This is a genomic window from Pseudomonas sp. TE21435 (assembly GCF_056279265.1).
Genome location: NZ_JBWBQZ010000001.1, coordinates 2,979,149 through 3,001,315, shown reverse-complemented (window position 1 = coordinate 3,001,315; position 22,167 = coordinate 2,979,149). Strand labels below are relative to the sequence as shown.

At 66.5% G+C, this 22,167-nt stretch carries 17 protein-coding genes; 7 read left to right on the top strand and 10 right to left on the bottom strand.

The window, feature by feature from the left end; genetic code table 11:
• Positions 1–62: 62 nt before the first annotated feature.
• Positions 63–1,520 carry a membrane-bound lytic murein transglycosylase MltF gene (mltF, locus tag ACZ9C1_RS13500; RefSeq protein WP_110699821.1) on the bottom strand — a complete coding sequence of 486 codons (1,458 nt, stop codon included), beginning with the start codon at positions 1,518–1,520 and terminating at the stop codon, positions 63–65.
• 325 nt (positions 1,521–1,845) lie between these two features.
• Here mltF and purL point away from each other — a divergent pair, with 325 nt between their 5' ends.
• Together purL and ACZ9C1_RS13490 are read left to right on the top strand one after the other, a co-directional pair.
• On the top strand, positions 1,846–5,745 hold the full coding sequence (gene purL / locus ACZ9C1_RS13495) for a phosphoribosylformylglycinamidine synthase (RefSeq protein ID WP_476254063.1): 3,900 nt from the start codon (positions 1,846–1,848) through the stop codon (positions 5,743–5,745).
• Between the two features lie 3 nt (positions 5,746–5,748).
• On the top strand, positions 5,749–6,060 hold the full coding sequence (locus ACZ9C1_RS13490) for a YqfO family protein (RefSeq protein WP_023632229.1): 312 nt from the start codon (positions 5,749–5,751) through the stop codon (positions 6,058–6,060).
• 110 nt (positions 6,061–6,170) lie between these two features.
• On the opposite strand, the gene nagE is transcribed toward ACZ9C1_RS13490, so the two are convergent.
• The 8 genes from nagE to tatA all read right to left on the bottom strand — a co-directional run bounded on the left by nagE (position 6,171) and on the right by tatA (position 15,077).
• Positions 6,171–7,832 carry an N-acetylglucosamine-specific PTS transporter subunit IIBC gene (gene nagE, locus ACZ9C1_RS13485; RefSeq protein WP_476254062.1) on the bottom strand — a complete coding sequence of 554 codons (1,662 nt, stop codon included), beginning with the start codon at positions 7,830–7,832 and terminating at the stop codon, positions 6,171–6,173.
• Between the two features lie 12 nt (positions 7,833–7,844).
• A complete protein-coding gene (ptsP, locus tag ACZ9C1_RS13480) occupies positions 7,845–10,388 on the bottom strand; it encodes a phosphoenolpyruvate--protein phosphotransferase (RefSeq protein WP_457378870.1) in 2,544 nt (847 codons plus the stop codon).
• Positions 10,389–10,406: 18 nt separating this feature from the next.
• Positions 10,407–11,429: an SIS domain-containing protein gene (locus ACZ9C1_RS13475; protein ID WP_457378871.1), complete on the bottom strand. Its 1,023-nt coding sequence runs from the start codon at positions 11,427–11,429 to the stop codon at positions 10,407–10,409.
• Positions 11,426–12,514, bottom strand: coding sequence for an N-acetylglucosamine-6-phosphate deacetylase (gene nagA / locus ACZ9C1_RS13470; protein WP_139669111.1), 1,089 nt, complete (start codon positions 12,512–12,514; stop codon positions 11,426–11,428). Before nagA ends, ACZ9C1_RS13475 begins: the two co-directional genes overlap by 4 nt.
• 11 nt (positions 12,515–12,525) lie before the next feature.
• On the bottom strand, positions 12,526–13,257 hold the full coding sequence (locus ACZ9C1_RS13465; RefSeq protein ID WP_038706720.1) for a GntR family transcriptional regulator: 732 nt from the start codon (positions 13,255–13,257) through the stop codon (positions 12,526–12,528).
• A 580-nt stretch (positions 13,258–13,837) separates the two neighbouring features.
• The gene (gene tatC / locus ACZ9C1_RS13460) at positions 13,838–14,572 is read right to left on the bottom strand and encodes a twin-arginine translocase subunit TatC (RefSeq protein ID WP_110699809.1); all 735 of its coding nucleotides are present in this window, start codon (positions 14,570–14,572) and stop codon (positions 13,838–13,840) included.
• The gene (tatB, locus tag ACZ9C1_RS13455; RefSeq protein ID WP_046854344.1) at positions 14,572–14,859 is read right to left on the bottom strand and encodes a Sec-independent protein translocase protein TatB; all 288 of its coding nucleotides are present in this window, start codon (positions 14,857–14,859) and stop codon (positions 14,572–14,574) included. Before tatB ends, tatC begins: the two co-directional genes overlap by 1 nt.
• Complete coding sequence (gene tatA / locus ACZ9C1_RS13450) at positions 14,859–15,077, bottom strand: twin-arginine translocase TatA/TatE family subunit (RefSeq protein ID WP_046854345.1); 219 nt, start codon at positions 15,075–15,077, stop codon at positions 14,859–14,861. Before tatA ends, tatB begins: the two co-directional genes overlap by 1 nt.
• A 136-nt stretch (positions 15,078–15,213) precedes the next feature.
• On the opposite strand from tatA, the gene gspK reads away from it, so the two are divergent.
• From gspK to ACZ9C1_RS13435, 3 genes are all read left to right on the top strand, one after another.
• Positions 15,214–16,179 (top strand): type II secretion system minor pseudopilin GspK, encoded by a 966-nt coding sequence (gene gspK, locus ACZ9C1_RS13445; RefSeq protein WP_476254061.1) that lies wholly within the window; start codon positions 15,214–15,216, stop codon positions 16,177–16,179.
• Positions 16,180–16,314: 135 nt separating this feature from the next.
• Entirely contained in the window at positions 16,315–17,613 is a 1,299-nt protein-coding gene (locus tag ACZ9C1_RS13440; protein ID WP_457378875.1) for a hypothetical protein, read from the top strand.
• Positions 17,603–17,773, top strand: coding sequence for a hypothetical protein (locus ACZ9C1_RS13435; RefSeq protein ID WP_203650986.1), 171 nt, complete (start codon positions 17,603–17,605; stop codon positions 17,771–17,773). Before ACZ9C1_RS13440 ends, ACZ9C1_RS13435 begins: the two co-directional genes overlap by 11 nt.
• 75 nt (positions 17,774–17,848) lie before the next feature.
• Here the strand turns inward: ACZ9C1_RS13435 and ACZ9C1_RS13430 are convergent, their stop codons facing one another.
• Positions 17,849–19,894, bottom strand: a complete 2,046-nt coding sequence (locus ACZ9C1_RS13430) for a PhoX family protein (RefSeq protein WP_476254060.1) — start codon at positions 19,892–19,894, stop codon at positions 17,849–17,851.
• A 207-nt stretch (positions 19,895–20,101) separates the two neighbouring features.
• Between ACZ9C1_RS13430 and ACZ9C1_RS13425 the strand changes: the two genes are divergently transcribed.
• Complete coding sequence (locus tag ACZ9C1_RS13425; RefSeq protein ID WP_198754451.1) at positions 20,102–21,748, top strand: bifunctional UDP-sugar hydrolase/5'-nucleotidase; 1,647 nt, start codon at positions 20,102–20,104, stop codon at positions 21,746–21,748.
• Positions 21,745–22,164, top strand: a complete 420-nt coding sequence (locus ACZ9C1_RS13420) for a pilus assembly protein PilZ (RefSeq protein WP_476254059.1) — start codon at positions 21,745–21,747, stop codon at positions 22,162–22,164. The genes ACZ9C1_RS13425 and ACZ9C1_RS13420 overlap by 4 nt, the downstream gene beginning before the upstream one ends.
• Positions 22,165–22,167: the final 3 nt, after the last annotated feature.

Genomic DNA, 22,167 nt, shown 5'->3' with positions numbered 1-22,167 from the left:
GGCGCTCGGCTTTAGAAGGGCGATTGGGGGAGCTGGCTTGCCGGTGAAGTGGCCTTGAAGACTCACATCGGCGCCGCTTGCTCCGCTGGCTTGTCCTTGTTCACCGCCGGCACATGCAGGTTGCCCTCGGCCACCTGGCCTTCGAGCTGCGGCTGCGTGACCCAGGTGAGGATGTCGTAGTAACGACGGATGTTGGCGACGAAATGCACCGGCTCGCCGCCCCGGGCATAACCGTACTTGGTCTTGCTGTACCACTGCTTCTGCGACAGGCGCGGCAGCATCTTCTTCACGTCCAGCCACTTGTTCGGGTTCAGGCCTTCGCGCCTGGCCAGGGTGCGGGCGTCTTCGAGGTGGCCGCTGCCAACGTTGTAGGCCGCCAGGGCGAACCAGGTGCGGTCCGGCTCCTTGATGCTGTCGTCGAGCTGGTCCTTGACCAGCATGAAGTACTTGGCGCCGCCCTGGATGCTCTGCCGGGGGTCCAGGCGGTTGGACACGCCCATGGCCTGGGCGGTGCGCTGGGTCAGCATCATCAGGCCGCGCACACCGGTCTTGGAGGTGACTTCCGGCTGCCACATCGATTCCTGGTAGCCGATCGCGGCCAGCAGCCGCCAGTCCACCTGTTCGACCTTGGAGCTGGTCTTGAAGTGTTTCTCGTACTTGGGCAGGCGTTGCTGCAGGTGCTGGGCGAAGGTGTAGGCACCGACGTAGCCCAGCACATCGACATGGCCGTAGTAACGGTCCTTCAGGCGTTGAAGCGTGCCGTTCTTCTGCGACTTGTCGAGAAACTCGTTGATCTCGTTGAGCAGGCTGTTGTCTTCGCCGGCGGCCACCGCCCAGCGCTGGTCACGGGTGTCGCCCAGGTCGAAGGCCACGCGCACGTTGGGGAAGTAGACCTGGTTCATGGCCAGTTCGTTGGAGTCGACCAGGGTCAGGTCGATCTGGCCTTCGTCGACCATGCGCAGCAGGTCGACCACTTCGACGGCGTCGGATTCTTCGTATTCCAGCCCCGGATTCTGCTTTTTCAGCTCGGCCAGCTGGTCGGCGTGGCTGCTGCCCTTGAGCACCATGATCTTTTTGCCCACCAGGCCCTTGGCATTGGTGGGGCGCGAGCGGCCGTTGCGGTAGATGACCTGCGGGGTCACCTCGAGATACGGGTGGGAGAACTTCGCCTGGCTGGCGCGGCGCTCGCTGCTGACCAGGCCGGCGGCGGCCAGTACCGGGCCGGAGGGCTTGCCCAGTTGGTCGAACAATTGGTCAAGGTTGTCGGCGGTCTCGATCTCGAGCTTCACCCCCAGGTCATCGGCGAAGCGCTTGACCAGTTCGTACTCGAAACCGGTTTCGCCGTTGCGGTCCTGGAAGTAGGTCGCCGGGCTGTTGCGGGTAATCACGCGCAATACGCCATCCTCCTTGACGCGCTCGAGGGTGCTGGGTTTTTCAACGCAGGCACCGAGCATCAGGAAGAGTCCGGTTGCGAAGAGCCATTTGGCGCAACGCTGGCGCAAAGCAGTGTGGGCGAACATAGGGTGCAGTATACGCAAAGGACTGCCGGCGCCATATCTCGACAATGGTTGGCAGGTCTGCTAGCACGTCACTGTGCCTGCGACAGGGCGGAGCAGGTCGTGGGAGCGGGCTTGCCCCGCGATTCGCCCGCTCAGGCAGTCTCTTTGCCGGTAGGTGTCATCGCGGGGCAAGCCCGCTCCCACGATGAAATACCCGCGATTTTTTTGACCCGCAAGTCCGGTTCCACCGCCCGGCAGCATTGGCTTAGAGCGGGTGCCGAAAGCCTGCGAATTAGGCTAGAATGCACGGCCTCTAAGCACACCCCTTCCTGAGGCTGTCCCGACGATGTTGATCCTGCGCGGCGCTCCTGCCCTTTCTGCCTTTCGCCACGGTAAATTACTCGAGCAACTGAGCCAGAAAGTCCCCGCTGTTACTGGTTTGTATGCCGAATTCGCCCACTTCGCCGACGTCGACGGCGAGCTGACCGCCGACCAGCAGCAGGTGCTGGGCCGTCTGCTCAAGTACGGCCCGAGCGTGCCGGTACAGGAGCCGAGCGGCCGCCTGTTCCTGGTCGTGCCGCGCCTGGGCACCATCTCGCCCTGGGCATCCAAGGCCAGCGACATCGCCCACAACTGCGGCCTGCAGTCGATCCAGCGCCTGGAGCGCGGCATCGCCTACTACGTCGCCGGCAACATCAATGACGCCGACGCCCAGGCCATCGCCGCCGAGCTGCACGACCGCATGACCCAGCGCGTGCTGGGCAAGCTGGAAGACGCCGCCGACCTGTTCAGCCACGCCCAGCCCAAGCCGATGACCTCGGTCGACATCCTGGCCGGTGGCCGCGCCGCCCTGGCCCAGGCCAACATCGACCTGGGCCTGGCCCTGGCCGAAGACGAGATCGACTACCTGGTCGCCGCCTTCCAGGGCCTTGCGCGCAACCCGAACGACATCGAACTGATGATGTTCGCCCAGGCCAACTCCGAGCACTGCCGCCACAAGATCTTCAACGCCAGCTGGGACATCGACGGCCAGGCGCAAGAGAAGAGCCTGTTCGGCATGATCAAGAACACCTACCAGATGCACAACGAAGGCGTGCTGTCGGCCTACAAGGACAACGCCTCGGTGATCGTCGGTTCGGTGGCCGGGCGCTTCTTCCCGAACCCTGAGACCCGCCAGTACGGCGCGGTACAGGAGCCGGTGCACATCCTGATGAAGGTCGAGACGCACAACCACCCGACCGCCATCGCCCCGTTCTCCGGCGCCTCCACCGGCTCCGGCGGCGAAATCCGCGACGAAGGCGCCACCGGCCGTGGTGCCAAGCCCAAGGCCGGCCTGACCGGTTTCACCGTCTCCAACCTGCGCATCCCCGGTTTCGAGCAGCCTTGGGAAAAGCCGTACGGCAAGCCCGAGCGCATCGTCGACGCCCTCGACATCATGATCGAAGGCCCGCTGGGCGGCGCCGCGTTCAACAACGAATTCGGTCGCCCGGCCCTGACCGGCTACTTCCGTACCTTCGAGCAGGGCATCAACACCCCGCACGGCGAGGAAGTCCGTGGCTACCACAAGCCGATCATGCTGGCCGGCGGCATGGGCAACATCCGTGAAGACCACGTGCAGAAGGGCGAGATCACCGTCGGCGCCAAGCTGATCGTGCTTGGCGGCCCGGCCATGCTGATCGGCCTGGGTGGCGGCGCCGCTTCGTCGGTTGCCACCGGCGCCAGCTCCGCCGACCTGGACTTCGCCTCGGTGCAGCGCGAGAACCCGGAAATGGAGCGTCGTTGCCAGGAGGTCATCGACCGCTGCTGGCAGCTGGGTGACAAGAACCCCATCGCCTTTATCCACGACGTCGGCGCCGGCGGCATTTCCAACGCCTTCCCCGAGCTGGTCAACGACGGTGGCCGTGGTGGTCGCTTCGAGCTGCGCAACGTGCCCAACGACGAGCCGGGCATGGCCCCGCACGAAATCTGGTCCAACGAATCGCAGGAGCGCTACGTGCTGGCCGTCAGCGCCGAGGACTTCGAGCGCTTCCAGGCCATCTGCGAGCGCGAGCGTTGCCCGTTCGCAGTGGTCGGCGAGGCCACCGAAGAGCAACACCTGACCGTTACCGACAGCCACTTCGACAACACCCCGGTGGACATGCCGCTGGACGTGCTGCTGGGCAAGCCGCCGCGCATGCACCGTTCGGTCACTCGCGAAGCGGAGCTGGGCGATGAGTTCGATCCGAGCACGCTGGACCTGACCGACTCGGTCGAGCGCGTGCTGCGTCACCCGGCCGTGGCCAGCAAGAGCTTCCTGATCACCATCGGCGACCGCACCATCACCGGCCTCGTGGCCCGCGACCAGATGGTCGGCCCGTGGCAGGTACCGGTGGCCGACTGCGCCGTCACCGCCACCAGCTTCGACGTCTACACCGGCGAAGCCATGGCCATGGGCGAGCGTACCCCGCTGGCCCTGCTCGACGCCCCGGCGTCCGGGCGCATGGCAATCGGCGAAACCCTGACCAACCTGGCTGCCTCGCGCATCGAGAAGCTGTCCGACATCAAACTGTCGGCCAACTGGATGTCCGCCGCCGGCCACCCGGGCGAAGACGCCCGCCTGTACGACACCGTCAAGGCCGTCGGCATGGAGCTGTGCCCGGAACTGGGCATCACCATCCCGGTCGGTAAAGACTCGATGTCGATGAAGACCCAGTGGAGCGAAGCCGGCGAGCAGAAGAGCGTTACCTCGCCGATGTCGCTGATCATCACCGGCTTCGCCCCGGTCACCGATATCCGCAAGACCCTGACCCCGCAGCTGCGCATGGACAAGGGCGAGACCGACCTGATCCTGATCGACCTGGGCCGCGGCAAGAACCGCATGGGCGCCTCGATCCTGGCGCAGACCCACGGCAAGCTGGCTGCCCAGGCGCCGGACGTCGACGACGCCGAGGACCTCAAGGCGTTCTTCGCGGTGATCCAGGGCCTCAACGAAGACGGCCACCTGCTGGCCTACCACGACCGTTCCGACGGTGGCCTGCTGACCACCGTGCTGGAGATGGCCTTCGCCGGCCACTGCGGCCTGGATGTGGAGCTGGGCACCCTGACCAGCAAGCGCGAGAAAGTCGCGGCCATCCTCTTCAACGAAGAACTGGGCGCGGTGATCCAGGTCCGTCAGGACGCCACGCCGGATGTGCTGGCGCAGTTCAGCGCCGCAGGCCTGGGCGAGGATTGCGTCGCGGTGATCGGCCAGCCGATCAACAACGGTGAAGTACTGATCAAGTTCGAAGGCGAAGAGCTGTTCAAGGGCGACCGTCGCCTGCTGCAGCGCCAGTGGGCCGAGACCAGCTACCAGGTCCAGCGCCTGCGCGACAACGCCGACTGCGCCGACCAGGAGTTCGACGCGCTGCTCGAGGAAGACAACCCAGGCCTCTCGGTCAAGCTCGGCTATGACGTCAACGAAGACATCGCCGCCCCGTACATCAAGAAAGGCGTGCGCCCGCAAGTGGCGATCCTGCGCGAGCAGGGCGTCAACGGCCAGGTCGAGATGGCCGCGGCCTTCGACCGCGCCGGCTTCGCCGCCGTCGACGTGCACATGAGCGACATCCTGTCTGGTCGTGTCGATTTCGAAGCGTTCAAGGGCCTGGTGGCCTGCGGCGGCTTCTCCTACGGCGACGTGCTCGGTGCCGGTGAGGGTTGGGCCAAGTCGGCGCTGTTCAACGCCCGTGCCCGCGATGCCTTCCAGGCCTTCTTCGAGCGTACCGACAGCTTCGCCCTGGGCGTGTGCAACGGTTGCCAGATGATGTCCAACCTGCACGAGCTGATCCCGGGCACCGAGTACTGGCCGCACTTCGTGCGCAACCGCTCGGAGCAGTTCGAAGCCCGTGTGGCCATGGTCGAGGTGCAGAAGTCCAACTCGATCTTCCTGCAGGGCATGGCTGGTTCGCGCATGCCGATCGCCATCGCCCACGGTGAAGGCCATGCCGAATTCGCCAGCGAAGAGGCACTGCTGGAAGCCGACCTGTCCGGTTGCGTGGCCCTGCGCTACGTCGACAACCACGGCAAGGTCACCGAAGCCTACCCGGCCAACCCGAACGGCTCGCCGCGCGGGATCACCGGCCTGACCAGCCGCGACGGCCGAGTGACCATCATGATGCCGCACCCGGAGCGTATGTTCCGCGCCGTGCAGAACTCCTGGCGCCCGGATGAGTGGCAGGAAGACGCAGCCCTGATGCGCATGTTCCGCAACGCGCGGGTGTGGGTGAACTAAGGCGTGTACAAGCTCGCCTTCTTCGTCCCCGACAGCCATGTCGAAGTGGTCAAGGCCGCCGTGTTCGCCGCTGGAGGCGGGCGCATTGGCGACTATGACCACTGCGCCTGGCAGACCCTCGGCCAGGGCCAGTTCCGCCCGTTGCACGGCAGCCAGCCGTACCTCGGGCAGACCGGTCAGGTCGAGGTGGTTGAGGAGTGGAAGGTGGAGCTGGTGGTGGCTGATGCGCTGATCGCCCAGGTGGTCGCTGCGCTCAAGCAGAGCCACCCGTATGAAACACCTGCCTATGAGGTCTGGCCGCTGGCCGATTTCTAGGAAAGCGTTGAATGACATCGCGGGGCAAGTCGCATCGGCGCACCGCCGCTCTCACGAAGCAAAATCGTGGGAGCGGCGGTGCGCCGATGCGACTTGCCCCGCGATGCTTTTCAGCCTTGCAAGGCGGCGCCCAGCGCAGGCGCCTTGCCACCTACCAGCAGATGCCACACGCCACCCGCCTGCGGACTCACTCCCAGGCATCCCAAGGCGGCCAGGTGATCCTGTGCCACCTTGCTCTCATCCCTGACTTGCACCCGCACCCGGCTCGAGGCCACGCACTGCGCTTCCAGCAGATTGTCGCGCCCGCCCAGGGCCTGCAGCCATTCATCCACGACGACTGTCTCGGTGACCACGGCGGCCTTCTCGGCTACCGGTGCCGTCACCCGCGCATGGGGTAGCTCACCACGGATCTCATCGGCCAGCGCATCAGCCATCGGCCCCACCACCACTTGGAGGCTGCCGCCGCTGCCAGGCCGTACCACCGCCATGGCGCCGAGGGCTTTCAAGGCCTGGTCCTGGGCCAGGCCGCGATCGGCCAGTACCAGGCGCAGGCGCGTGGTGCAGGCGTCCACCCCTTGCAGGTTGGCGGCGCCGCCCAGTGCGTCGATATAGCGCCGGGCCCTGGGCACCTCCACGTCGGCCGCCGCTTCGTTGCCGGGTTGTTCCTCGCGCCCTGGTGTCTTGAGGTCGAAGCGGCGGATACAGAAGTCGAACACGAAGTAGTAGACCACCGCATACAGCAGGCCTACAGGGAACACCAGCCAACCATTGCTGGAGCGCCCCCAGCCCAGGGCCATGTCGATGGCGCCGCCGGAGAAGGTGAAGCCCAGGCGGATGCCCAGCAGGTCGCAGACCGCCATGGACACTCCGGTGAGCAGCGCGTGGATCAGGTACAGCAGCGGCGCGAGGAACATGAAGGCGAACTCGATTGGCTCGGTCACCCCGGTCAGCGCCGAGGTCAGTGCCATCGACAACAGCACGCCACCGATCAGCTTGCGCCGGGCCGGCAGGGCGTGGCGGTACATGGCCAGGCACGCGGCGGGCAGGCCGAAGATCATCACCGGGAACATGCCGGCCATGAACTGCCCGGCGTTCGGGTCACCGGCGAAGAAGCGCGCCAGGTCGCCGGTCACCACCTGGCCGCTGGCCGCCTGGAAGCTGCCGAAGACGAACCACACCAGGTTGTTGAGGATGTGGTGCAGGCCGGTGATGATCAGCAGGCGGTTGAGCACACCGAAGAAGAACGCGCCGATGCTGCCGCTCTCCAGCATCAGTTGGCCAAGGTCGTTGATGCCATGCTGGATCGGTGGCCAGATAAGTCCGAACAGCAGCCCGAGGAACACCGCCGACACCCCGGTGGCAATCGGCACGAAGCGCCGGCCGCCGAAGAACGCCAGGTAGTCCGGCAGCTGGATGTCCTTGAAGCGGTTGTACAGGCCACCGCCGAGCAGACCGCAGATGATCCCGGCGAGCATGCCCATGTCGATCTTCGCATCGATCACCTTCAGCGTCGCCACCAGCACCAGGTAGCCGATGGCCCCGGCCAGGCCGGCGGTGCCGTTGTTGTCGCGGGCGAAGCCCACGGCGATGCCGACGGCGAAGATCAGCGCCAGGTTGGCGAAGATCGCTTGCCCTGCGTCGTGCACCAGGGCGATGTCGAGCAGGTCGGTGTCGCCCAGGCGCAGCAGCAGGCCGGCGATGGGCAGGATGGCGATGGGCAGCATCAAGGCGCGGCCGAGCCGTTGCAGGCCCTGGATGAAGTGCTGGTACATGGTGCGCTCCGATTATTGTTGTAGGGCCGCGGCGGCGGCCGGTTGGGCGTGGGACTGGGCGGTGAAGTCGCGGCAGGCCTGGCGCACCGCGGCGGCGCTGGACAAGCCCAGCAGGCCTTGGCTGAAGCGGCGGCAGGCGGTGGCATCGAGCTGGCGCACCTGCGCCTTGATCTCGCCGATCTGCGGCGCGCTGACCGACAGCTCGGCCACGCCCAGGCCGACCAGCACTGGCGTGGCCAGCGGGTCGGAGGCCAGCGCGCCGCACACGCCGACCCAGCGCCTGTGCTTCGCCGCGCCCTGGCAGGTCAGCTCGATCAGGCGCAGCAGGGCGGGGTGCAAGGCATCCACCCGCGCAGCCAGGCCGGCGTGGTCGCGGTCCATGGCCAAGGTGTACTGGGACAGGTCGTTGGTGCCGATGGAGAAGAAATCGGCATGTTCGGCCAGGCGCTCGGCGAGCAGCGCCGCGGCGGGGACTTCGATCATCACCCCCAGCTCGGCGCGTTGCGCGATGCCCAGCTCGCCGGCCAGCCGGTCCAGGCGCTGGCGGATGGCGATCAGCTCGTCGACTTCGGTCACCATCGGCAGCATGATCCGGCAACGCTGTTGCGGGCTGACTTGCAGCAGCGCGCGCAACTGCTGGTCGAGCAGTTCCGGGCGTACCTGGCCCAGGCGGATGCCGCGCAGGCCCAGTACCGGGTTGGCCTCGGCCGGCAGGGGCAGGTAGTCGAGCTGCTTGTCGCCGCCTACATCAATGGTACGGATGATCACCGGACGCTCGCCCATGGCATCGAGCACGGCCTGGTAGGCGCTGCGCTGCTCCGTCTCGTCCGGCGCGGTGGGGCGGTCGATGAACAGGAACTCGCTGCGCAGCAGGCCGATGCCGTCGGCGCCTTGGGCCAAGGCCTCGGCGGCTTCCTCGGCACTGGCGACATTGGCAGCGACCTCGATCAGTTGGCCATCACGGGTGCGGGCGCTTTGCTGGGCGGCGGCCTGCTGGCGTTGGCGGGTTTCGCGGCGCTGCTGCACATGCTGACGCACCTCGGCCAGACGCTGCGCATCAGCCTCGGTTTCCAGGCGGCCCTGGTCGGCGTCCAGCACCAGCGGCGTGCCGGCGGGCAACTCCAGCAGCGCTTCGCCCACGGCCACCAGGCACGGCAGGCCGCGGGCGCGGGCAAGGATGGCGACGTGCGAGGTGGCGCCGCCGGCGGCCATGCACAGCCCGGCGACCTCATGGCGGGCCAGTAGCAGCAGGTCGGAGGGCGTCAGTTCATGGGCGACGACAATGGCCGAGGGCGGCAGGCGCAGTTGCCGGGTTTCACCAAGCAAGGCCCGCAGAACACGCTGCTGCAGGTCGTACAGGTCGTTGGCGCGTTCGGCCAGCAACGGGTTGCCCAGGCTACGCAGGATCTGGCATTGGGCATCGATGGCACGGCTCCAGGCATGGCTGGCGGCGACGCCGTTGGCGATATGCTGGCGGGCGTCGCCGAGCAGGGCCGGATCGTCGAGCAAGGCCAGGTGGGCCTCGAGGATCGCGGCTGCGTCCTCCTGGCCGCGCGGCAGGTGGCGCCAGTCGCGGTCGATGGCGTGGCGCACGTCGGCCAAGGCCGTGTTCAACGCGTGGTGCTGTGCGGCGGGGTCGTTGTCGCCGTTGTCGGGCGGCAGGCTGACCCCGTCCAGCCGGGCCAGCGGCCCTTGGGCCAGGCCGGGGGCGGCGCAGACACCGGTAAGCATGCCGGGCCCGGCAGCGGGCTTGGGCATGGCGGTGCTGGTTGGCGCATGCGCGGCATGGCGCTCACCGACCGAGGCCGTCTGTACGGCGGCGATCAACGCCTGCAGCGCGACCTGGCTGTCCGGCCCGGTGCAGATCAGTTCGACTTCGGCACCTTCGCCAACACCCAGGCCCATGACCGCCACCAGGCTGTCGAGGTCGGCCTCGCGCTCGGCGAAGCGCAGCATGGCTCGGCTCTGGAAGCCTTGCGCAGTCTGGCGCAGCAAGGCGGCGGGGCGGGCGTGCAGGCCGCCGTGATGAGCGACCCGGGCATGACCGCGCGCGCTTTCATGGCTGACCGGCCGGGCATTCGCTTCGCGAGCCATGGCCTCGACCTCCAGCAGCGCCGCGCCAAGTTGCGCATTGCCTGCCTCCAATCGCCTCAGGCCAAAGCCAGGGCCATTGCTGATCAGCATCACCGTAACCAGGCTGACACAGTGCTGCGCCACTTGGTCCATGTCGAAGCGCACCAGCGGCTGGCCTTGGCTGACCTGGTCGCCCAGCGCCACCAACGGCGAGAAACCACGGCCCTGCAGTTGCACGGTGTCGACACCGATATGCAGGAGGATTTCCGCGCCGTTGGTTGCGCGCAGGGTCAGCGCGTGGCCGGTGCGGGCCAGTTGCACCACCTCGCCGGCACACGGGGCGTGCAGCACGTCGTTGAGTGGGTCGATGGCGACGCCGTCACCGAGGGTGGCGCTGCTGAACACCGGGTCTGGCACTTGCTCCAGCGGCACCAGCGGCCCGGCGAGCGGGGCATGGAGGATGATCTTGTTATTGTCGGGCATGCGCTGTTCCTCGCGGCTTCACTGCGTGCAGGTCACTTTGCTCAGGTGGCGCGGCTGGTCGGGGTCGAGGCCACGGGCCTCGGCCAGGGCCGCGGCCATGACGTAGAAGCTCTGGATCGCCAGCAGCGGGTCCAGGGCCGGGTGTTCGGCGCAGCTCAGGGTGAGGTCGCGCCCGGCGATATCGGCCGGCGCCGCCAGCAGCACATTTGCGCCGCGCTGACGCATGTCGGCGGCCAGTTGCAGCAGGCCGGCCTGCTCGACGCCGCGCGGGGCGAACACCAGCAGCGGGTACTGGGCGTCGATCAGCGCCATGGGGCCGTGGCGCACCTCGGCGCTGCTGAAGGCCTCGGCCTGGATCACCGAGGTTTCCTTGAGCTTGAGCGCCGCTTCCTGGGCGATGGCAAAGCCGGCGCCACGGCCGATCACCATCAGCCGTTCGGCATCGCGCAAGGTGTCGAGGGCCGGGCTCCAGTCCTGGGCGGCGGCTTCACGCAATTGCGCGGGCAGGGCAAGGCCGGCTGCCAGCAGGGCGCGGTCCTGGCCCCAATGGGCGACCAGGCGGGCGCTGGCGCTCAGGGTGGCGACGAAGCTCTTGGTCGCCGCCACCGACAGCTCGGGGCCGGCGCCCAGCGGCAGGTGGTGCTGGCAGGCCTGCTCCAGCGGCGAGCCCTCGGCATTGACCAGCGACACGGTGGTCGCGCCGCACTGGTTCAGGCGACGCAGGCTGTCGACCAGGTCCGGGCTCTGCCCCGACTGCGAGAAGCCCAGCGCCACCTGGCCGCGCACCCGCAGCGGCGCCTGCTGCAAGGTCACCACCGACATCGGCAGCGAGGCCACTGGCAGGCCGAGTTGCTGCATGGCGACATAGGCGAAGTAACTGGCGGCGTGATCCGAACTGCCGCGGGCCACGGTCAGCGCCACCTGCGGGTCGAGCCGGCGCAGCTGTTCGCTCAGGGTTTCCAGGCGCGGGTCCAGCGTCTGGTTCTGTCGTTCGACGACATCGGCGCAGCTGCGGGCTTCTTCGAGCATCCTTGAGCTCATGCGGTTTCTCCTTCGACCATCACGGCGGTCAGGTTCAGTTGGCGATCGAGCAGCACCGCGTCGGCCCAGGCGCCCGGTTGCAGGCGGCCACGGTCGGCGATACCGAGGTAATCGGCGGGGTGGCGGGACAGGCGCGCGGAGGCCTCGGCCAGGGGCAGGCCGATCTTCACCAGGTTGCGCAGGGCCTGGTCCATGGTCAGGGTGCTGCCGGCCAGGGTGCCGTCGGGCAGGCGCACGCCGCCCAGGCACTTGGTCACGGTGTGGCTGCCCAGGCGGTATTCGCCGTCGGGCATGCCGGCGGCGGCAGTGGAGTCGGTGACGCAGTACAGGCACGGGATCGCGCGCAGGGCCACCTTGATCGCCCCGGGGTGCACGTGCAGCAGGTCGGGGATCAGCTCGGCGTAGCGGGCGTGGGCCAGGGCCGCGCCGACGATGCCCGGCTCGCGGTGGTGCAGCGGGCTCATGGCGTTGTACAGGTGGGTGAAGCTGCTGGCGCCGGCTTCCAGCGCCGCCACGCCTTCCTCGTAGCTGCCCAGGGTGTGGCCGATCTGCAGGCGGATGCCGCGCTGGCTCAAGGCCTGGATCAGCGGCAGGTGCCCGGCGATTTCCGGGGCGATGGTGATGACCTTGATCGGTGCCAGGGCCAGGTATTCCTCGACCTCGTCGAGTAGCGCCTGGTGGGCGAAGTTCGGCTGTGCGCCGAGCTTGCCGGGATTGATGTACGGGCCTTCCAGATGCACGCCGAGAATGCGCGCGCCCTGGCGCGGTTGCTTGAGGTGCGCGCCCAGTTCGCCCAGCACGCGGGCCAGTTCCTCGCGTGGTGCGGTCATGGTAGTGGCCAGCAGCGAGGTGGTGCCGAAGCGCCGATGGGTGCGGGCGATGGTGGCGAAGGCCTCACCGCCCTGCATGATGTCGCTGCCACCGCCGCCGTGCACATGCAGGTCGATGAAACCGGGCAACAGGTAGGGCAGGTCGTTGGTCAGCGGGTCGCACGGCGTGCCCTCGATGGCCTGTATGCGGCCGTTTTCGAGGTGCAGTTGTCCGCGCACCCAGCCGTCGGGGGTGAGGATGTTGGCGATGTCCATGGGGGCTCCGGTCAGCGTCGCAGTTCGGCGACGAAGTCGTAGTAGTCGTTGCGGCAGTAGGTGTCGGTCAGCTCGATGGCGGTGTTGTCGTCGAGGTAGCCGATGCGGGTCATCAGCAGCATGGCGGTGCCGGGGGCGATGCCCACCTGGGCGGCCAGTTCGTCGCTGGCGTTGATCGCGCGGATATGTTGCAGGGCGCGGACCACCGGGCGGCCGAGTTGGTCGAGGTGCTGGTACAGCGAATCGCCGATGGCCTGCGGGTCGCCGAGCAGGCGGGCGGGCAGGGTGCTGACCTCCACCGCCATGACGATGTCGTCGGCCTTGCGCAGGCGCTTGAGGTGGGCCACCTGGTCGGTGGGCGACAGGCCGAGGCGGATCAGTTCGTCGCTGCTCGGCGTGCCGATGCTGCGCTCCAGCCACTGCGAGCTGGGCACGAAGCCTTTCATGCGCAGCATTTCGCTGAAGCTCGACAGGCGTGACAGGGGTTGTTCGAGGCGTGGCGTGATGAAGGTACCGGAGCCCTGGATGCGCTGGATCAGGCCTTGTTCGAGCAGGACTTCCAGGGCCTTGCGCGCGGTGACCCGGGAGATGTCCAGGGTTTCGCTGAGGGTGCGCTCCGAGGGCAGGGCCTGGTCGGCGGTCCACTGGCCGGCGTGGATGGCCTGCTCCAGGTTGCGTGCCAGTTGCAGGTAGAGCGGGGTGGCGCTGGTGTCGTCGGGGCGCAGGGCGGTTAGAGGACGCATGGGCGGTGTCCGGTATTGTTGTGGGATGAAAATTAATACCACTTTAATACCAGGTCAATACCACTGGTCTGGATTGGTGTGTCGATGGGGATGTATGTCGATAGATATTTGGCGCTCGGTCTCACAGGCGTAGCCCTCCTATCGATGAACGCCCCGTCCCCCCAATCTCCTGTCGGACATTTCCGAACTTGAAACCAAATGCTTCAGCCAGAAATGCTTGGGAACTATCCTACGTGCTTGCCGGAAGCTGCTGCGTTGTCGGGGAAAGACCCCAGGGATAACTTCACCTGGTCGCCAGATTTGGTGACCAGGATGTGAGAATCCTGGAGTACAGGTTTTTCGGCAGTCCCTTCATGGCAGCCGTGCACGGGCAGACTTCGGTCTGACCGGGTTTCTTGTGCCCCGGATTCTCACCCCGTTCATGGCTGCCACCTTAATCGGGCGTGAGAGTCCGTATAACGAAGATCGCTGCTCTGCCATGGCAGCCGTAGGTGGGCAGGCCTTGCCTGATCGGTTTTCTTCGTGACCGGTTCTCACTCCGAGTACGGCTGCCACCCGACCAAGTAATGGCTCCTGCCTTTTACTCCGCCCGCCGCACCAACCCACACGCCAGCAATCCCACCTCGAACAGCACCCACATCGGCACCGCCAGCATGGTCTGGGAAAACACATCCGGCGGCGTCAGGATCATCCCCACCACGAAGCAGCCGACGATCACATAAGGCCGGCTGCGTCGCAGCGTGGCCACGTCGGTCAGCCCCGCCCAGACTACGATGAAGGTCGCCACCGGGATCTCGAAGGCCAGGCCGAACGCCAAAAACAGCGCCAGGATGAAGTCCAGGTACAGGCCGATGTCGGTCATCATCGCCACCCCGTCCGGGGTCACGCTGGCGAAGAAACCGAACATCATCGGGAACACCAGGAAGAACGCGAACGCCATGCCGCCGTAGAACAGCACGATGCTCGACACCAGCAGGGGCAGGGCGATGCGCCGTTCGCGGCGGTACAGCCCCGGGGCGATGAAGCCCCAGGCCTGGTGCAGCAGCAGCGGCATGGCGACGAACAGCGCGCACATCGCCGTCAGCTTGAACGGCGCAAGAAACGGCGAGGTGACGCTGGTGGCGATCATGCTGGCGCCTTCGGGGAGGTAACGGCGCAGCGGTTCGGAAATGTGCGTGTACAGCGTCTGGGCAAAGGGGAACAGCCCGCAGAACACCAGCGCGATCACCAGCAGGCAGCGCACCAGGCGCTTGCGCAGGTCGCGCAGGTGATCGGTCAGTGGCATGCGCGTCGCCTGGTCGAGAGCGAGGGACATCAAGCGCTCTCCTTGGCATGGGCGACTGGTGTCGGGTCATTGGCCGGCGTCGCGTCGAGCTGGATGCCCTGGCGCAGCTCCTGCTCCAGGCGCTGCAACGGCGCGGCATCCAGGGCGGGCATGTCGATCTCCCGTTCCACCTGCGCCTTCAACGCATTCAGTGCCCGACGGGCCTGGCCCAGCCCACGGCCCAGGGTCCGCGCCGCCACCGGCAGGCGCTCGGGGCCGAGCACCAGCAGCGCGACGATGCCCACCAACAGCAGTTCGGTGAAGCCGATCTCGAACATCAGGCCTGACGATCCGTTTGCGTCTGCTGCACCGGCTGATTGTTCAGCACCTGCGGCTGTTGCTCGACAGTGTTGTCGGCAGTGCCGCCCATGGACTTGCGAAAGCCCTGGATCGCCTCGCCGACATCACCGCCCAGCCCCTTGAGACGCTTGGTGCCGAACAGCAGGAAGACGATCAACAGCACGATCACCAATTGCCAGATTCCAATGCCACCCATGTAAGACCACTCCTGTCAGGTCAAAGAAAAAGGAAGGCCAATCCTGCCCTGCGCAGATGACGGGCACATGACTGCCATCTGCCTGCAACAACTGGCGTGTTGACTGGCGCTTTTCAGCGGCCACGGGAAGACAGGGATGGGGCGCAGGCGACAACAGGGCGCGGCACTGCTGATGGTGCTGGTGGTACTGGCGATGCTCGCAGCGGGGCTGGCCTGGCTGGTGGAGGATGGCCGGCGCCAGGTGGACGCGGTGCGGCTGCTGCACCAGCGGGTGCAGGTGCGGGCCATGGAGCAGGCGGGGCTGGCCTACGCCTCCCAGGCCCTGCGTGATCCGGCCTGGCGCGCCAGCCCGCTGTTCTGGCAGGCCCTGCGTGGGCAGCCGCTGGCCTATGATTTTGGTGCCGGCAAGGCACAGTTGCGGGTGATCGACCAGCACAGCTGCTTCAACGTCAACGCCCTGCTGGGGGAGGATGGACCACGGGCCGAGCGCCAGTTGCGCCAGCTGTTGGGCGATGACATGGCTGCCGAACGGCTGGTCGATGCCCTGGCCGACTGGCTGGATGCCGACAGCGATGCCCGCCTGCAGGGCGCCGAGAGCGCCCAGTACCAGCGCCAGCAACCACCGCGACTGGCGGCCAACCAGCCGATGCTCGACACCAGTGAGCTGAACCTGCTGCTGGAGCCGGACAGTGGTCGGCAAGGCCGCTATCGAATGCTCTGCGCGCTGCCGTCGACCAGCGGCTGGCGGCTCAATGCCAATGCCCTGGGGTTGGAACACCTGCCGTTGCTGGAGGCGATGTACGAAGGACGGTTTTCCCGTTCGATGCTCAGCCGTGTGATCAGTGGCCGCCCGGCGGCCGGGTATGTCGATGCCGCGGCCTTGCGCCAGGCGCTGGGGGCGGTGGATGACGAGACCTTCGCCCGGCTAAGCGAAGGGTTGCTGCTCAACAGCGGCCATTTCGTCCTGCAGCTGTCGTTCGAGGAAGAGGGGCGCACGCTGCGCAGCCAGTTCCAGATCGAGGCGCTGGGCGTGGTGCAATGGCATGCGCGGGTGCCGGCGCAGCAGGTGCGGGTCAGGGGGCGGGAGCCCGTAGCCGGGTGAGACTTTGTTACTGATGGTTGGAAATTCGCTAGGTATCGTAGGAAATGTCGGATGAGGCGATCTGTTCAGCATGGCCGGTGACGCGGGCGGCTAAGCTACCCGCCGACCACTTGTATTACCGGGTATTCACCTCTCATGCCGAACACCACCCGCCCCGGTTGGGGCGAGAAAACCCTCCAGGCCCTGAGTGACGGCGTGTCCATTGACGGGCGATTCCGGACAGGGCTCTCGAAGTGCTTTGCGTCTGCCGCCGGGTCGATCCTGCTGGCAGTGTTCTCTGTCGGCAGCGCGGGATTCGTATCGATCTGCAGCACACCGATCCTCGAACAGTGCAAGTACCTGATCGATGACACATCGCTCCCTGTGCCAGAAACCTACGCGCACTCCATCATTGCGCTCTGCCTGACAGTGGTTGCGCTTCTGCTGGTGTGGTTGCGCGAGTTGGGTCTGACGGATATCGCGCGTCGCAAGGAAGCCGACCTGGAGCGTCAACGCCGGGAGATGGAAGGGCGTCTGACCAATCTGCCGCCCCGGCAGTTCATCAATGACTATGTGGATGCGCTGAGAACCATCGGCGAGTTGCGTCAGTTGACCAAGTACGAGGCTTGCACGCTCAGCCCGGAAACGATCGTGCAGCGCATTCGAACCATCATGTCGATCATCCTGAGCCTGACCAGGCTGTGGGATGGAGTCTCGGCATCCAACCGTTTCGTCACTTACCATGCGAACATCATGAGGGTCCTGTATCGGGACGAAATTGCCCTGACCCCGGTACGCGACCTGGCCTTGGGTGATGAGGCGCAAACTTTCGCCAGCCAGGACTCATACGCATTGCAGAACTGGTTGCTGCAGTATGAGTTCTTTCTGCACAACCAATCCTATGACGTGGTGATCGAGCGCTGTTCAGGCATCCTGTTCATCCAGGACACCGGTCTGTCCGTCAACTCATCATGCCCCGGGCGTCCCGATGCGTCGGCCGAGCAGATCTGCCTGCCATTCACTCGAACGGCGTGCTATGACCCATCGTTCCATCATCCAAACCTCCCGGGGCCGGCGCGAGCGGCGGCGACCGGCCAACCTGGCTATGTACCGAACATCAATGAAACCATGGCACTGTGGTTCGCCAATCAGAAAATCACCAACAGCGAAATCAATCCCAGATACGAGCAACAGGTAAAGGATTACTACCGCAAGCTTGATCATGCGAAATCGCTGATCAGCCTGCCCCTTTATCATCAGGGCGCATTGATGGGGGTCTTGAACGTCAGCAAAAATGCCGAGAACATGCTGATGAATGCAGACCGTGCAGACCTGTTCGTGCAGTTGATGAACCCAGTCTGCTACCATTTGGGCAAGATGCTAGCCTCGCCTGAGGCAGGCCACGCTGGCGCGCAAGGCGTGCCCTGCGACAAGGAGCATGAATATGAGAATTGAGCTGCGTACACCACTGGTTCGCAAACCGACGCCCGCCAACACTGCCAAGAAGCGTGAGATGACAGGCGAGGAGTTGTGCAAGGCAATGGCCGAGCGGGCCGAGAAGATCCTCAAGGGGGAGCCCGTCGAACCGGTGGGCTGGAACCTCGAGGTCTACTGAGCCTCAGTCGAATCGAAAGAAGCCGCCCATGGGCGGCTTCTTCGTTTGTCACCGTGGGAACGCGGGTCGACTCGATCAGGCCGTACCGATCTCCCCGCCATCATTACGCTGGATCACCACCGTCGAGGCCCGCGGCCGTACCGAGGTACCGGCCGGGGTCAGGTCGGTGGCCTTGTCGGTGCTCGGCCAGTTGTCCGGGTGCTGGATGTTGACGAACATGGTCTTGTTGTCCGGGGTGAAGGCAATCCCCGTCACCTCGCAGCCATTCGGCCCGACGAAGAAGCGGCGCAGGTCCACCTGGTTGGTGGCGTTGACCGGGACCTGCTTGCCGTTGGCGTCCACCAGGTCGGTGGGGATCACTGCCAGCACCTGGTCGTTGGTGTAGCTGGTCAGGGTGGCTTCGCCGTTGTCGGTCTCGAACCACAGTACGCCGCGGCTATCGAAGCTCATGCCGTCGGGGCTGGCGAACTGGTTCAGTTCGGTCAGGCCCGAGCGGTTGATGTCTGGCGCACCGGCGGCGTTGGCGCCGAACACGAAGATGTCCCAGGTGAAGGTCTTGTGGTCGTCGCTGTCGTGCCAGCGGATGATGTGGCCGTGGCGGTTCGGCCCGCGCGGGTTGGCCGCGTCGACCTTGGCCGCGGTGCGCGCGCTGTTGTTGGTCAGGGTCAGGTAGACATCGCCGTTGAGCGGGTTGACGGCGGTCCACTCGGGGCGGTCCATGGGCGTGGCGCCCACGGCGTCGGCAGCGCCACGGGTGTTGAGGATGATGCCCGGCAGGTCGCCGAACTGCGCGCCCAGGGTGCTGCCGGCGGTGGTCGGGGTGGCCACGTCGAGCAGCAGCCAGGCGCCAGTGCCGTTGGCATCGAAGCGGGCGACATACAGCTTGCCCTTGTCCATGTACTTGGCGCCGGTGGCCAGGCGGTCGGCCGGGTTGGCGTCGGCCGGGTCCCACAGCGCGTCGGAGACGAACTTGTACAGGTATTCGTTGTTGGAGTCGTCGCCGGTGTACCAGACCAGCGGCTTGCCGGCCACCGGCAGGCCCGGGCAGCAGCCTTCGTGGCGGAAGCGGCCCAGGGCGGTGCGCTTCACCGCCAGGGTGTTGTTAGTGTACGGGTCGATCTCGACAATGTAGCCATAGGTGCTGGCTTCGTTGCGGAAGTCGTCGGTGGCGCTGGCGCCGCTGGGGGTGATGTTGAAGCGGGCGAATTCGCCGGCCACTTCGCTGGCATCACCCGCCGCGGTTTCCCACTTGTACTGGCCGCTGCTCGAAGAGACGCCGATACGCACCTGGTCGGCCGGACGCACACCCTTGTTGACGAAGATGCCGGGCCAGTTCTCCTCGCAGGTCAGGTAGGTGCCCCACGGGGTGTAGCCGTTGCCGCAGTTGTTGTTGGTGCCGCGGCACTGGGTGCCGGTGGGCGAGAACTTGGTCTTGACGTGGTCGGTGCCGCGCATCGGGCCTGCGATATCCATCAGCGAGACGGTGGTGAAGCGGCGGTTGAGCGGGTCGTTGTCGACCACCTGCCAGCGCCCGGCGACCTTGCTGATGCGCACCACGCCGGCGCCGTGGGCGTTGATCTCCTTGCGCACCTCTTCGACCGGGCGTTTGCCGGCAACGGTGGTGGGGCCGGTCGGGTGCAGGGCGGCGGTGTCGATGTATTCGAAGTTGATCGCCAGCAGGCCATCGCTGGAGCTGCCGTTGATGGGGAAGAAGTGCATGCCGTCGTGGTGCATGCCCATGGCGTTGGCCTGGTCGGTGGAGGTGTTGCTACCGTCGGCCTTCCATGGGTTGGCGGTGGCGTTCAGCGGCGTGCCCCAAGGGGCCAGCACGTAGGCGCTGTAGCCGGCGGCGACCACGCAGGCGTCGGTGCGCGAGCCGGCGATGGAGTTGAAGCCCAGCTTGAGTTTGGGTTTCTCCGGCTGCGGCGCTGGATCGTCGTGATCCGAGCCGCCGCCGCTGTCGAAGCAACCGGTCAGGCCGGCACCGGCGATCATGGCGATGGCCGCGCCGAGGCTGCCGCGCACCACGGAGCGACGGCTCAGGTAAGTGTCCATGACACTGGCCATCGGCAGGTTGCCGCTCTGGTTGCGGTCCAGGTTATCGCCGGTATCTCGACTCATCAGGGTGTCCTTTTTTTGGCTGAGTTGAAGGAAACCGCGACTGTAGAGGGCAAGTATGATGATTGATTGTCAGATTTGTTAAAGAGCCTTTAAAACTCACCGCTATTACTAAAGCGTTAACCTGCGCTGTTTTGGAATTAACGTCGGTTTTCTGCCATCAAACTGTCACGCAAGCGCCGCAATATCCGGAGCCCTACGTGAACAGGGATGGCGGAGTCGATGGCGAGCAGGCGCGAAGTGATCAGCTGGATGGGTGTCGGTGCCCTGGCACCGTTGCTCGGCGCCTGCTCGGCTTTGCCCCTGCCGCGTGGCGGGGCCGATCGGGCGCTGGACCTGTTGTATGTCGCCGACACCCTCGACGCCCGCCAACCGGGCCAGGCCGTTGTGCCGGCCACACGCCTGGGCCCGGTCAGCCACCTGGGCCGTGCACCCTGGATGAGCGGGCCGAATGCCAGCGCCGGGCAGCCGGCGCTGGCGCCGTTGCTCGATGCTGGCCTTGCCGGCCAGGCCCATACTGGAGGTTATGCAGTATTGGCCGCGCTGCTCGAACAGCTGCGGCGCGAGGCCGGTAGCGAACAGTGCCTGACCCTGGAGAACGGCCAATGCTGGAACGGCAGCGGCCTGGCCTACCTCACCCAGGGCGAAAGCGGTGTGCAGGGCAGCCAACTGCTGGGCAGCGAAGCGCGGGTCAGCAGTGATGAGCGTGTGCTGTGGCCGCAGCGCAGTGCCGGGCTCTATCGGCAGTCCTCCTCGATTACCCTCGGCGCCGGGCTGGCCGATGCCCAGGGCAAGGCGCTGGGCGTCAAGGGGCTGCAGGTGTTCCAGCGTGGCGGTGTGCGCATCGCAGTGGTCGGCGTCACCGACCCCTACGCCCAGGACCAGAAAGCCTCCCTGAAACAGTGGTACCAATCCTTGCAACCGAGCTTCCAGCAAGCCCGGCGCGAGGCCGACCTGGTGGTGGCGCTGGCGGATGTCGGCACCGGCCCGGGCTTGTGGTTGGCCGAGCGCATACCCGAGGTGGATGTGCTGCTGTGTGCCCGTGGCCAGGACCTGTGGCCGGCGCCGGTGCTGGCCACCCAAGCCAGCGGCCGCCGGGTACCGGTGCTGTTCGCCGGTTGCCGGGCCAGTGGCGCGTTTCGCCTGCGCTGCCGCCAGGCAGGCGGCCAATGGCAGTTCGAGGCGCGGTTCTTCCCGGCCTTCGAGCACAGCCTCGCACCGCAGGCCCTGGCCCGTGCCAGCCAATTGCGCAGCGAACTGCAACGCCAGCGCAGCGGTCATGCCGCCTGGCTTGACCAGCCGCTGGCGCGTGCCCCTGAAGCATTGTGGCGCCGCGATACCCGTGGCGGCAGCTGGGACCGCCTGTTGCACCATGCCCTGGCCGATGATTCGAGCATGCCGGTGCTGCTGCCCGGCCTGCGCTACGACTACCCGCTGACAGCGGGCGAGTCGATCACCCGTGAGCACCTCATAAGCCTGACCGGTGGTTACGCCGCACCGGTGGTCGAGGCCCCGGCGCGCCAGGTCGAGCAGGTGCTGGAGAACGCCGCCGAGCAGCTGTTCGGCGACCCGTTGCTGCTGGACAACAGCCAGGACCTGCCGCGCTGGCAGAGCCAGGACTGGCAGGTCAGCTACAGCCCTAACGGCAAGCGCATCATCGGCCTGCAACCCGTCGAGGGCCTGTGCCGCACCTTTGGCCTGCACTTCGATGCCCAGGCCGGCGCGCCCTTGTGGCAGACCCTCGAAGCCTGGCTGACCCGCCAGGCGCCGGGCTGGGCCCTGGCTCCCTTGCAACTGCCGGCTGTGCGCTACGTGCAGGGCCATCCTGGCTGGCACCCGCACCAGGTGGCCGCGTGATCTCGCGTCTTTTCAGCTTCGCGTTGCTGACCCTCACCGGCTGGCTGGCGGCGCAGTGCGTGCTGCTGCTCAGCCGCCAGCCGCAACCGGCCAATGCGCCGGCACCGGCGCCGGCACCGTTGCCAGGCTTGTTGGCCGAGCACTGGCAGACGCCTGTCGATGACGGGCGCATCCCGCTCACCCGCCTGCCCCTGGCCTACCTGGGCGGGCTCAAGGCCCAGCCGCTGTCGGCCAGCGTGGTGGTACTGCGCCATGGCCAACAGGTGCGCACCCTCGGCCGTGGCCAGCGCCTGGCGCCGGGCATCGTGCTGCAGGACATCGACGCCGATGGCCTGATCTTCGACAACAACGGGCGGCGCGAGCGCCTGCCCTGGCCACCACGCCCCGCCGTGACCGGCTTCAAGCGCCAAGGATGAATG